General features: G+C 71.9%; 11 protein-coding genes. 4 read left to right on the forward strand and 7 right to left on the reverse strand.

Annotated elements, in window-relative coordinates; all coding sequences use genetic code 11:
• Positions 1-231 precede the first annotated feature (231 nt).
• Together AB0398_RS14925 and clpS are read right to left on the reverse strand one after the other, a co-directional pair.
• Positions 232-819, reverse strand: a complete 588-nt coding sequence (locus AB0398_RS14925; RefSeq protein WP_366375077.1) for a DUF2017 domain-containing protein — start codon at positions 817-819, stop codon at positions 232-234.
• Positions 819-1,124 (reverse strand): ATP-dependent Clp protease adapter ClpS, encoded by a 306-nt coding sequence (clpS, locus tag AB0398_RS14930; protein WP_079131186.1) that lies wholly within the window; start codon positions 1,122-1,124, stop codon positions 819-821. Before clpS ends, AB0398_RS14925 begins: the two co-directional genes overlap by 1 nt.
• 112 nt (positions 1,125-1,236) lie before the next feature.
• On the opposite strand from clpS, the gene AB0398_RS14935 reads away from it, so the two are divergent.
• Both AB0398_RS14935 and AB0398_RS14940 read left to right on the forward strand, forming a co-directional pair.
• A complete protein-coding gene (locus AB0398_RS14935) occupies positions 1,237-2,565 on the forward strand; it encodes a nicotinate phosphoribosyltransferase (RefSeq protein ID WP_366375079.1) in 1,329 nt (442 codons plus the stop codon).
• A gap of 168 nt (positions 2,566-2,733) precedes the next feature.
• Positions 2,734-3,330: an isochorismatase family protein gene (locus AB0398_RS14940; protein ID WP_366375080.1), complete on the forward strand. Its 597-nt coding sequence runs from the start codon at positions 2,734-2,736 to the stop codon at positions 3,328-3,330.
• 26 nt (positions 3,331-3,356) lie between these two features.
• Here AB0398_RS14940 and AB0398_RS14945 read toward each other — a convergent pair whose 3' ends face one another.
• Together AB0398_RS14945 and AB0398_RS14950 are read right to left on the reverse strand one after the other, a co-directional pair.
• Positions 3,357-3,710, reverse strand: coding sequence for a hypothetical protein (locus tag AB0398_RS14945; protein WP_366375082.1), 354 nt, complete (start codon positions 3,708-3,710; stop codon positions 3,357-3,359).
• A gap of 120 nt (positions 3,711-3,830) precedes the next feature.
• Positions 3,831-6,278 carry an immune inhibitor A domain-containing protein gene (locus AB0398_RS14950; RefSeq protein WP_366375083.1) on the reverse strand — a complete coding sequence of 816 codons (2,448 nt, stop codon included), beginning with the start codon at positions 6,276-6,278 and terminating at the stop codon, positions 3,831-3,833.
• 325 nt (positions 6,279-6,603) lie between these two features.
• Between AB0398_RS14950 and AB0398_RS14955 the strand changes: the two genes are divergently transcribed.
• Entirely contained in the window at positions 6,604-6,882 is a 279-nt protein-coding gene (locus AB0398_RS14955) for a hypothetical protein (RefSeq protein ID WP_366375084.1), read from the forward strand.
• Between the two features lie 18 nt (positions 6,883-6,900).
• Here the strand turns inward: AB0398_RS14955 and AB0398_RS14960 are convergent, their stop codons facing one another.
• Together AB0398_RS14960 and AB0398_RS14965 are read right to left on the reverse strand one after the other, a co-directional pair.
• A complete protein-coding gene (locus AB0398_RS14960) occupies positions 6,901-7,662 on the reverse strand; it encodes an RDD family protein (RefSeq protein WP_366375086.1) in 762 nt (253 codons plus the stop codon).
• A gap of 82 nt (positions 7,663-7,744) precedes the next feature.
• A complete protein-coding gene (locus AB0398_RS14965) occupies positions 7,745-9,166 on the reverse strand; it encodes an RDD family protein (RefSeq protein ID WP_366375088.1) in 1,422 nt (473 codons plus the stop codon).
• Between the two features lie 356 nt (positions 9,167-9,522).
• Between AB0398_RS14965 and AB0398_RS14970 the strand changes: the two genes are divergently transcribed.
• Entirely contained in the window at positions 9,523-10,014 is a 492-nt protein-coding gene (locus tag AB0398_RS14970; protein ID WP_366375090.1) for an SsgA family sporulation/cell division regulator, read from the forward strand.
• Between the two features lie 28 nt (positions 10,015-10,042).
• Here AB0398_RS14970 and AB0398_RS14975 read toward each other — a convergent pair whose 3' ends face one another.
• Positions 10,043-11,446: an FAD-linked oxidase C-terminal domain-containing protein gene (locus AB0398_RS14975; protein ID WP_366375091.1), complete on the reverse strand. Its 1,404-nt coding sequence runs from the start codon at positions 11,444-11,446 to the stop codon at positions 10,043-10,045.
• Positions 11,447-11,451 lie beyond the last annotated feature (5 nt).

The following is an 11,451-nucleotide window of genomic DNA, read 5'->3' on the forward strand; positions in this document are numbered from 1 at the left end:
GTCCCCGAGCGGTCGTGAAGATTTATCACGGGGTGGGCGGCGATCGAGGGAGTTGCGCGTGGCGCGGGTCACATAAAAATACGGACGTACCGGACTCAAGAGGGCCAAGCGGACGCTCGCATAACGCATTCGTTATCCGGATTTGAGCGTCCGCTGAGCGAACAGTCGGTGTCGCGGCCCTTCCGGGCGGCCCTCGGGAGGGCAGCGGGGTCGCGGGAGGAACAGCGGGCCTCAGGAGGACAGCAGGGTCTCCACCAGGGATTCCTGGAGGGCGCCCAGCCAGAGGTACGCCATCACCATCGGCTTGCGCGGGTCGGAGTCCGGCAGCCGGTAGAGCCGCTCGCTCTCCTCGTCGTCGGAGACGTCCAGGCGGGTCCCGATGGTCAGCCGGAGGTCGTTGAGCGTGCCGAGCCAGGCGCGGGACTCGTCCGGGGAGAGCTTGAGGACCGCGCCGCCCTCCCCCGCCGCCTCGGTGGCGAGGGAGTCCAGGGCGCGCACCACCACGAGGGCGTCCTCGCGCTTGCGGGACCGCAGGTCGTTCTCGGTGTAGCGGCGGAAGTCGGACGCGGCCGCCCGCAGCTCCTCGGTGTCGTCCCCGTACGCGTCGGGGAAGAGGCGCCGCAGGGCCGGGTCGGACGGGGGCTCGCTGGGGCCCTCGGCGAAGAGCGCGGCCAGCGGGTCCGCGTCGGCGGCGGGCTCGTCGCCCGGCCCGATCAGCTCCATGAGCTGCACGGAGAGGGAGCGCAGGATGGAGATCTCGACGTCGTCGAGGGCGACGGCCGCGCCGCCGCCGGCCAGGGCCTCGAAGCGGCCGGCCATCAGCCGCGGTCCTGGGTGAGGGTCGCCCAGAGGCCGTAGCCGTGCATCGCCTGCACGTCCCGTTCCATCTCCTCGCGGGTGCCGCTGGAGACCACCGCGCGGCCCTTGTGGTGCACGTCGAGCATCAGCTTGTGCGCCTTGTCCTTGGAGTAACCGAAGTACGACTGGAAGACGTAGGTCACATAGCTCATCAGGTTCACCGGGTCGTTGTGCACGAGGGTCACCCAGGGCACATCCGGTTCGACGACCGCGGAGACCTCCTCGGCCGGTTCCGTACGTTCGATCTCGATAGGCGCGACGCTCACTCACCCCATGCTGCCACCCCCGGGGGCCCATCGCACAAACGGGCCACGCCTCCGGGGCGGGCCCGGAAGCAGAAATCGTCACTCTGACGATTTCTGCGCTAGCATCGCCGGCATGAACGCTGCGGACCTTGGGCTGCCGGTGGACGTGCCGTCGACCGCGCTCTTCACCGACCAGTACGAACTGACCATGCTCCGGGCGGCCCTCGCGGCCGGCACCGCCGACCGGCGCTCCGTCTTCGAGGTCTTTACCCGGAGGCTGCCCGAGGGACGGCGCTACGGCGTCCTCGCGGGCGTCGGGCGGGTCCTGGACGCCGTCGAGAACTTCCGCTTCGACCCGGCCGTCCTGGAGTTCCTGCGCGAGCGCTCCATCGTGGACGGGCCGACCCTGGAGTGGCTGTCCCGCTACCGCTTCTCCGGCGACGTCTGGGGCTACCCCGAGGGCGAGGTGTACTTCCCCGGCTCCCCCGTCCTGCGGGTCGAGGGCTCCTTCGCGGAGTGCGTGCTCCTGGAGACCGTGATCCTCTCGATCCTCAACCACGACTCGGCCATCGCTGCCGCCGCCTCCCGCATGTCGGCGGTGGCCGGCGGACGGGGCCTGATCGAGATGGGCGCCCGGCGCACCCACGAACTGGCGGCCGTCGCCGCCTCCCGCGCCGCCTACGTCGGCGGCTTCGACTCCACCTCGGACCTGGCGGCCGGCTTCCGCTACAACATCCCCACCGTCGGCACCTCCGCCCACGCCTTCACCCTGCTCCACGACAGCGAGAAGGACGCCTTCCGGGCCCAGGTCGAGACCCTGGGACGCGGCACGACCCTGCTGGTCGACACCTACGACGTGGCCGAGGCCGTCCGGACCGCCGTCGAGGTGGCCGGGCCGGAGCTCGGGGCCGTCCGGATCGACTCCGGCGACCTGCTGCTCGTCGCCCACCGGGTGCGGGCGCAGCTCGACGAGCTGGGCGCCCGGGACACCAGGATCGTGGTCACCTCGGACCTGGACGAGTACGCCATCGCCTCCCTCGCGGCGGCCCCGGTCGACGCGTACGGGGTGGGCACGCAGCTGGTCACCGGCAGCGGCCACCCGACCTGCTCCATGGTCTACAAGCTGGTCGCGCGGGCCGCCTCGGCCGACCCGAAGGCGCCGCTCGTGCCGGTGGCCAAGAAGTCCCTGGGCGGCAAGGCCTCGGTCGGCGGGCGCAAGTGGGCGGCCCGCAGGACCGACGCGGCCGGCGTCGCCGAGGCGGAGGTCGTGGGCACCGGGCCCGTCCCGGCGGACCTCGCCGACCGGCAGCTCCTGGTTCGACTGGTCGAGAACGGGCAGGTGGTGGGTCGCGAGCCGCTGGAGGCCGCCAGGGACCGGCACATCGCGGCCCGCGCCGGGCTGCCGATGTCGGCGGTCCAGCTCTCGCGCGGCGAGCCGGTGCTGCCGACCGAGTACGTCTGAGGCGTGCGCCGGCCGGTCGGTACGGCCGACCCGCGGTACGCCCGCGCGGACGGCACGCCTGCGCAGGACGGCGTAGCCGCCGTAGTGGCCCGGGGCGCCCCCTCCCGAAGGGGAGGGGAAGTCTCTAGGCTCGAACCCACCCCCTCCGACGCCCGAAGGACACCCGCCATGCACCGCGCATTGATCGTTGTGGACGTTCAGAACGACTTCTGCGAGGGCGGCAGCCTCGCGGTGAGGGGCGGGGCGGACGTCGCCGCCGCCATCACCGACCTGGTCGGCCAGACGGCGGGCACCTCCTACCGGCACGTCGTCGCCACCCGCGACCACCACGTGGACCCGGGGGCGCACTTCGCCGCGCCCGGCGAGGAGCCGGACTACGTCACCTCCTGGCCCGTGCACTGCGTGGCGGGCACGGAGGGCGTCGGCTTCCACCCCAACTTCGCGCCCGCCGTCGCCAGCGGGGCGATCGACGCCGTCTTCGACAAGGGGGCGTACGACGCCGCGTACAGCGGGTTCGAGGGGCGGGACGAGAACGGTCTGACGCTCGCGCAGTGGCTGCGCGAGCGGGACGTCGCCGAGGTCGACGTGGTGGGCATCGCCACCGACCACTGCGTCCGGGCGACCGCCCTGGACGCGGCCCGGGAGGGCTTCCGGACCCACGTGCTGCTCGACCTGACGGCGGGCGTGGCGGAGGCGACGACGGGCCGGGCCCTGGAGGAGCTGCGGGCGGCGGGCGTGGAGCTGACCGGCAAGCCGGTGGTCTGAGGCCGCCGGGCCCCGGGAGGGGCCTTCTACGCCGCGCGGCCCCGGGGCACGACCGCCGCGGGCGCCTCCCGCACGGCCGGCTCCCTGGGCAGGGAGCGCGCCGGGTGCCAGAGCTCCTGGGCGGCGCCCGGGGTGGACTTCCACAGCAGGCCGTCGGGGTGGTGCAGGACGGCGGTGACCTCGTCCGGCGTGGGCGGCTCGGTGTTCCCCCGGAGGTAGACCGCGCGCAGCCCCAGGTTCCGCAGCCGGGTCAGGGCGCGGGCCCGGTTCGCCGCGTGGACCAGGAAGCGGACCGTGGCGCCGTCGCCGGCCGGACTGGGCAGCCCTATGGCCACGACCACGCTGCCTCCCGGCAGCTTGCAGAACCCTCCGTTGGGCATGCGGAACCACTCCCCCGTGGTCGGTGTCAATAAGAAAAGCGTCAGACGCACCTAAACACGATCGGCCGCCGCCCGCTAGAGGGCGACGGCCGATCATGCTTTGACCTGCGGTTTTACCGATTACTTCGTGGACGGACCCACACGGACCGTGATCGTCTCGCCGGTCTTCGGCTCCTTGACGACCTCGATCTTGGTGTTGGTGTCAGTTACCTGGACACCGGCGCGCTGGGTCTCCTTGTACCAGTAGGTGCCCTTCCGGTCGTCGAAGACCGGGTTGCCCTTGAGCGACGGCACGAAGGTCGCGACGTCCGCCTTGTGGAGCTGGAGGGCGTCGGTCCGGAAGGTCCCGAAGGTGGAGTCGTACGCCTGGACGCGGTTGCGCATCAGGGTGCCGTCCTTCCACTTCAGCGGGGACGGGTGGGCGTCGACCGGAAGGATCAGACCCTGGCCCGGGTGGACCGCGGTGTTGTTGTCCTTCTGGGAGAGGTCCCACTTCCAGATGAGCAGACCGTTCTGGTACGGGTAGTGCTCGACCCAGGTCGACTTCTCGCCGGTGAACCCGAAGTTGTACGGGCCGACCTTCAGGGTCTCGTCGTACGAGACGTACTGGCGGTTCTCGGCGATGTAGTACTGCTCGTACGCCTTGGTGAAGCCCTTTCCGACGCGGGAGAAGCCCTTGGCGGCCCAGCCGTTGTCACCGTTCTCGACGTTGTCGGAGAGGACGGCGGCACCGTCGGCGGTCACGGTGATGGCGTCGGCGGTGAAGCCCTTGCCGCCCGCGCCGCCGTCCGTCTGGTAGCGGAAGCGGAGGTCGAACTTCTTGCCCGCGTGGGCGGACAGGTCGTAGACCAGCTTCTTGTGGGTGCCGGAGACGTCGGTCAGCGCCGGGGCGCCGCTGGCGTCGCGCGGGATCTGCTTGCCGTCGGCGGTGCCGTCCAGGGCGGTCCAGTTGGAGCCGCCGTCGGTCGAGACCTCGGCGTACAGGTAGTCGTAGTCGAGCTCGATGTCGTACCAGCCCTGGAGCTCCAGGGAGGCGGACGTCTTGCCGGTGAGGTCGACCGAGCGGGTCAGGGTGTTCTTGAGGTCGTCACCCATGCCGCTCCACCACTGCGTGTTGCCCTCGGCGGGCGCGACGATCTCGGTGGTGACCTGCTTCTTCGGCAGCTCGACGACGAGCGCCTGCGGGTTCTTGGTGTTGTACTCGGCGACGCCCAGCTTGTGGGTGGAGTTCCACTTGCGGGCCTCGTTGGCGACCTTGGTGTAGTTCAGCCAGCCGAGCTGGAGCTTGTCCCAGGCGTTCATGTCGCCGGGCAGGTCGCCGATGGCGTCCTTGCCGCGGCCGAGCCAGGAGCCGGAGGACATGAGCGACCAGAAGCCGGTCGAGTTCTCGGCGCCGGGCAGGCCGGAGGTGTCGTACAGGTCCGGCAGGCCGAGGTCGTGGCCGTACTCGTGCGCGAAGACGCCGAGGCCGCCGTTCTCCGGCTGCATCGTGTAGTCGCCGACCCAGATGCCGGAGTCGCCGATCTGCGTGCCGCCGGCCTTGTTGTTCGCCGGGCCGGTCTTGCCCGCGTTGGTGCCGTAGGCGTACCAGCGGTGGGCCCACAGGGCGTCGCCGCCCTGGGCGCCGCCGCCCGCCGACTCGTCCTCGCCCGCGTGGACGATCTGGAAGTGGTCGATGTAGCCGTCGGCCTCGTTGAAGTTGCCGTCGCCGTCGAAGTCGTACCGGTCCCACTGGTCGTACTGCGCCAGGTCGGCCTTGATCTGGGCGTCGGTGCGGCCCTTGGCCTTCTGGTCGGCGGTCCACGCGGTGACACCGTCGCGGACGGCGTCCCAGACGTTGGCGCAGTTGCTGTTGCCGCAGTAGTTCGAGCCGTAACGGGCCTCGTTGTACTCGACCTTGACCCAGTCGGAGACGCCGCCCTCGACCGAGTAACGGCCGGACGAGGTCTTCTCGTAGTAGGTCTTCAGCGACTGCTTGGGCTGTCCCTTGGCGTCCTTGCCGGTACCGAAGTACAGGTCCTGGAAGTGCGCCTGGTTGTAGTCCTTCTGCCAGGCCGTGGAGTTGTCGTTCTTCCGGTTCGGCTTGGCTATCTGGTTGTGCAGCGGGCCGGGCGTGCCGCCGAACTTCGGCTTCGGCTCGGTCGTGTCGTCGTCGGCGCGGTCGACGAGGGTGGTGTTGTCCACCTTGTCGCCGAACTCGACGAGGATCGTGAAGATCTTGTCGGTCTTCTCGCGGCCCAGCTCGACGTACTTCTTGCTGTCGAGCTTGACGACCTGGGAACCACCGCGGCGCTCGACCTTCTTCTTGCCGCTCAGCACCTGCTCCAGGGCGGCCTTGCGCTGCTGCTCCTGCTGCTCGCTGAAGGGGCCTTCGAGGTCGTGGTCGACCGCCGTCTTGTCGATGCCGACACCCGGCGCGCCGGGCGCCGGGTCGTGGCGGACGTCGGCCGGCGTCACGTTGCCGCCGTTTCCGGCCCATGCGGTGCTGAACGTCGAGGCGGTGGCGGCGGTGGCCGCGAGCGCCACGACGACTGCGGACGTTCTGATCGCCCGTCGTCTGTTGGTCACTTGATGTAGTCCTCCCCGGCGCCCGCGCTCACGGACCGAAGGTGGGGTGTCCGCCCGGCGGGTCGCGCGTCACAAGTGACGACATTCGACCGGAGTGAGGCAAGAAAAGACAGATCTTGACTTGCACATACCAACTGCACTATGCAGGAGCCGATTTCCGATAATCGAACACCCGGCGGGCGCACCGTGAAGGATTCTTGACGATCCCATGACCCTGTGCGCCCCCCGTGCACCGAGATCGGGCGGGGTCGCGCTTACCCCTCGTTCCCCCCGGGCATCCACCGTCGTAGAGTCGCACCGATGTCTTGAGGGGCGGGTACTCGTCATGCAGCGTCCGAACGCCGCACAGCTCACCTGTGGTTCGGCCACCGTCGTCCTCGCGACCGTCGCCCTGCTGCTGCTCTCCGGCACGACGGCGGTGCCCGGCATCGCCGCGGCCTGTGCCGCCGGACTGCTGCTCGGCGTCCTCGTGGCGGTGACGATGCCGGGACGGACGGGGTCCGTCAAGACCTCCGCACCGGTTCGGTCCGCTCCCGGGAACGAAGAGATCCGGGTGCCGGCCGCGCGCGTGGGCGGAAGGACCGGGACCCGGATCGGTTCGTGACGTCGGTGGTGTGAGTTCCTACCGCGGGACGGAGACCACCACCGTCTTCGCCGCCTTGTCGTGCAGACCCTGCTTGTACGGCTTGTCCACCAGGATCAGGATCAGCAGGAGCAGCGGCCACAGGCAGGCGCAGCAGATCAGCGCGGGCAGCCACAGCACGACGGCGCGCAGCAGCGACTGGCTCATCGGGGGCGTCGAGCCGTCGTTGAGCATCGCGACCCGCAGCTTCATCAGCTTCTTGCCGAGCGTCTGGCCTTTCCTGGCCGTCAGGACCGTGTCGTAGGCGACGTACGCGACGATCGTGATGAGCTGGAAGACGAGCTGGCCCCCGCCGTCGAAGCTGGTGACCGCGTCGCCGAAGTCGTCGTCGGACGACACCCGGTCGTAGACCTTGAACGGGATGCCGATGATCGCGAGCGGCACCGCGACGATGATCCAGTCGATGATCCGGGCGAGGATGCGCCGTCCGGAGTCGGCGAGCGGCGGCATGCCGGCGAGCGGATCGGTCCCGCCGTAACCACCGCCGTAACCGCTTCCGTACGGGGGCGGGGGCGGGGGCGCGTTGTCGTACGGGGAGCCGCCTCCGCCGCCGTACGGGGAGCCGTACGGGTTCCCCGGCTGCGGGCCGCCCGGAGGCGGACCACCGGGAGGCGGGCCCTCCGGGGGCGGGCCGCCGGGAGGCGGTGGCTGGCCGCCGGCGGACGGCGGGGGCTCCTGGGGCCTCTTGCGGAACGGGTCCTCGTCGGGCGGCGGACCGGGCGGCGGCTGGTCGGTGCTCATGGGGGCAGTGCATCCCGGGCGGGACGCCCCCGCAAGGAATCGCCGCCCGTTCGGGGGACCCGGCGCCGCCCGGCCCGCCGGGTCAGCGCGCCACGAAGGTGCGGGCGGCCTTGTCGTGCCAGCACTGGCGCCAGGGGCGGTCGAAGACGCACCACAGGACGTTGAGGACGCCGACGGCCAGGAGGCCCAGGACGCCGTACACGAGCCAGCGCTTCAGGGCCCCGCCGAACGTCGGCGGCTCGTGCGCCTCGATGTCCCGCACCTGGATCCCGCAGAGCTTCTTGCCCAGGGTGCGGCCCCACTTGGCGGTCGGCAGCACCTCGTACAGGAGCCCCACGACGACGAGCGCGGCGAGGGCGACGCCGAACTGGACGGAGGTCGTCGAGTCCACCAGCCAGACCTGGACGGTGGTCCCGGACTGCCGGGCCGCCTCGATCTTGCCCTCGATGTGGTCGAGCGCGGCGGCCAGGAAGGGGAAGGCGGCCGCGCCCACGAGGGCGCCCATGACGAGGGAGTCGACCAGCCGGGCGACCAGGCGCCGGCCGAGCCCGGCGGGGCGCGCGGAGGCCTGCGCGCGGGCCGCCTGGAGGAACGGGTCCTCGACCGGCGGCTTCCAGGGGAGGACCGGCTGCTGTTCCTGGGGCTGGGGGGTCTGGGGCTGTGATGTCTGGGGCTGGGGTTGTGCTTGCGGTTGTGCCTGCGGCTGCGGTTGGGGTTGTGCCTGCGGCTGGGCCCAGGAGGGGGCGGGCTCCGGGGCCGGCCCGGGCGCGGGGGCCGGGGTGGGGATCGGGGTGACCGGCATGCCGCCGAGGCGCGCGGCTCCTCCGGTCGGGCGGGGATCGGCCGGCCGCGCGGGGGCGGGGGCCGGGGCTTGGGCTTGTACCTGCGGTTGTGCCTGGGCCTGGGCCTGCGCCTCGGCCTGTTCGCCCGCGACCGGCCACTCCGCCGGGGTGCGCGGGTCGGCGGCCCGGGGCGCGCCCCAGGAGACCCTCTGGTCGCGGTCGCCGCCGAAACCGGTCTGCCGGGAGGTGTCCGCCTGCCAGGCCGAGGCGGGCTCCGCCGGGGCCGGCTCCTCGTCGAGGAAGACGGGCCCGGTCTCCTCCACGGTCGGTACGGGGGCGGGCTTCCCGGCCGCGGGTGCGGGCGCCGGGGACGCGGCCCGGGGCTGCGCGGCCACGGGCTCCTGGACGGGTGCCTGGGCCTGGGCGGGCACCTGGGCCCGGGGCTGCTCCTGGACCCGGGGCTGTGCCTGGGCCGGTACGGACGCGGCGGGGCGCTCGGGAGCGACGGGCGGAGTGGGGGCGGGGGCGGAGGCCGGGACCGGGTCGGCCGGGTCCGTCACGGCGGGCGAGTGGGGCGGGGCGGCGTCGTCCGAGGGGGCGGGCCGGCTCGTGCCGGGAACCCACGCGCCCCCGTTCCAGTACCGGATGTACCCGGGAATGGACGGGTCCGGGTAGTACCCCGCCTGCGGTACCTCTCCGCCGCCTCCAGGAGGAGTAGCCACTGCCCCGACTCCGTTCAGTCACAACGCCCTTGATCCGCACGGCAGCGCGCCGGGCGTGCCGCGCCCAGGGATGACAGTAACGAAGAACCTCGCCGAGGGAAGAAAGAGCCGACGAGAAAGGCCGCCTTCGGGCGACACGCCCCGGAATCGATCACTCCCCGTGATGTTCGGGCCGATGCATTCGGTTCTCTCGTCCCCAGGAGCATGCCCGGGACTCCCGCGGGCACACGGGCCGGAAAAAACTTCCCGGAAAAACTTCCCGGAAAAACTTCCCGAAGTCGCGTAATGAGTCGCGGGCACCCCGCTCTCTCCTGGTGAAGGCCCGCCCGGGGCCCTCCGCGAGAAGGAGTACGACCATGCAGAACACGGACGACACCACCGTCGAGCGCGAGCTGGAACTGAAGCTGGTGCTCTCCCCCGAGCGTGCCGTGCCGGTGCCCGCGCGGCTCGCCTACCGGACCGACGACCCGTACGCCGTCCACATCACCTTCCACGTCGGCACGGACCACCCGGTCAACTGGACCTTCGCGCGCGAACTGCTCGTCGAGGGCGTCTTCCGGGCCTGCGGCCACGGGGACGTCCGCATCTGGCCCACCAAGGTCGACGGCCGCGGCGTCGTCCTGATGGCGCTCTCCTCCCCGGACGGCGACGCCCTGCTCGAAGCCCCGTCCGCGCAGGTGTCCGCCTGGCTGGAGCGGACCCTGCGCGCCGTGCCGCCGGGCACCGAGTCGGAGCGGCTCGGCATCGACGACGGGCTCGCCGAGCTGCTCGCGGCCACCGTGGCCGCCGACGACCTGTGGCTGCGCGACCCGTGGCCGTCGGACGAGTCGCAGGACGGCGAGCGCTGATCCCGTGGACGGTCCTTTCCGGGGAGGTTCAGAAGAGCTTTCCGGGGTTGAGGAGTCCGAGGGGGTCGAAGGTCGCCTTGATCCCGCGCTGGAGCTCCAGGCCGACCGGTCCCAACTCGCGCGCCAGCCACTCCTTCTTGAGGACGCCGACGCCGTGCTCGCCGGTGATCGTGCCGCCGAGGGCGAGCCCGAGCGCCATGATCTCGTCGAAGGACTCGCGCGCCCGCCGCGACTCGTCCTCGTCGGTGTGGTCGAAGCAGACGACGGGGTGGGTGTTGCCGTCGCCCGCGTGCGCGCAGACGCCGATGGTCAGGCCGTACTTCTCCGCGACGGCCGCCGTGCCGTCGAGCATCTCGGCGAGCCGGGTGCGGGGCACGCACACGTCGTCGATCATCGTGGCCGACTTGATGGTCTCCAGGGCGGTGAGGGAGAGCCGGCGGGCCTGGAGGAGGAGTTCGGACTCGGCGGCGTCGGCGGCCGGGACGACCTCGGTGGCGCCCGCCGACGCGCACAGCTCGCCGACGGCGGCCAGGTCGGCGGCCGGGTCGGGGGTGTCGAAGGCGCACAGGAGGAGCGCCTCGGTGGTGTCGGGCAGCCCCATGCGCGCCATCCTGTTGACGGCCCGGACCGTCGTGCCGTCCATCAGTTCGAGGAGCGAGGGGGTGTGGCCGCGCTCCATGATCGCGCAGACGGCGGCGCAGGCAGCGGCGGCGGAGGGGAACTCGGCGGCGAGCGCGAGCTGCGCCGGGGGCTGCGGCTTGAGGGCCAGGACGGCCTTCACGACGACGCCGAGGCTGCCCTCGGAGCCGACGAAGAGGCGGGTCAGGTCGTATCCGGCGACGCCCTTGGCGGTGCGGCGGCCGGTGGTCAGGAGCCGTCCGTCGGCGAGGACGACATCGAGGCCGAGGACGTACTCGGCGGTGACCCCGTACTTGACGCAGCACAGGCCGCCGGAGGCGGTGCCGATGTTCCCGCCGATGGTGCACGTCTCCCAGCTGGAGGGGTCCGGCGGGTAGTAGAGGCCGCGTTCGGCGACGGCCCGGGACAGGACGGCGTTGACCACGCCCGGTTCGACGACGGCGATCCGGTCGACCGCGTCGATCTCCAGGATGCGGTCCATCTTGACCAGGGAGAGCACGATGCAGTCGTCGGAGGCGTTGGCGCCGCCGGACAGGCCGGTGCGGGCGCCCTGCGGGACGACGGGGACGCGGAGCTCGGTCGCGGTGCGCATGACGTGCCGCACCTGTTCCACGGTGCGCGGGAGCACGACGGCCGCGGGGGTGCCGGCCGTGCAGAAGCTCGCCATGTCGTGGGCGTAGGAGGCCGTCACGTCGGGGTCGGTGAGCAGGGCCTCGGCGGGCAGTCCGGCGAGCAGGCGCTCGTGGAGCCGTGACCGGAGGTCGTCCTTCTGCGGCGTCTGGAGATCGTCCATGCGTC

It is taken from the genome of Streptomyces sp. NPDC086147 (genome assembly GCF_040702165.1).
Taxonomy (GTDB): domain Bacteria; phylum Actinomycetota; class Actinomycetes; order Streptomycetales; family Streptomycetaceae; genus Streptomyces.

What these genes read in the sequence shown, in the direction of transcription:
- AB0398_RS14970 (WP_366375090.1), top strand. Translation starts at nt 9,523, where the DNA reads ATGCAGAACACGGACGACACCACCGTCGAGCGCGAGCTGGAACTGAAG.
- AB0398_RS14975 (WP_366375091.1), bottom strand. Translation starts at nt 11,446, where the DNA reads ATGGACGATCTCCAGACGCCGCAGAAGGACGACCTCCGGTCACGGCTC.
- AB0398_RS14960 (WP_366375086.1), bottom strand. Translation starts at nt 7,662, where the DNA reads ATGAGCACCGACCAGCCGCCGCCCGGTCCGCCGCCCGACGAGGACCCG.
- AB0398_RS14955 (WP_366375084.1), top strand. Translation starts at nt 6,604, where the DNA reads ATGCAGCGTCCGAACGCCGCACAGCTCACCTGTGGTTCGGCCACCGTC.
- AB0398_RS14940 (WP_366375080.1), top strand. Translation starts at nt 2,734, where the DNA reads ATGCACCGCGCATTGATCGTTGTGGACGTTCAGAACGACTTCTGCGAG.
- AB0398_RS14935 (WP_366375079.1), top strand. Translation starts at nt 1,237, where the DNA reads ATGAACGCTGCGGACCTTGGGCTGCCGGTGGACGTGCCGTCGACCGCG.
- AB0398_RS14925 (WP_366375077.1), bottom strand. Translation starts at nt 819, where the DNA reads ATGGCCGGCCGCTTCGAGGCCCTGGCCGGCGGCGGCGCGGCCGTCGCC.
- AB0398_RS14945 (WP_366375082.1), bottom strand. Translation starts at nt 3,710, where the DNA reads ATGCCCAACGGAGGGTTCTGCAAGCTGCCGGGAGGCAGCGTGGTCGTG.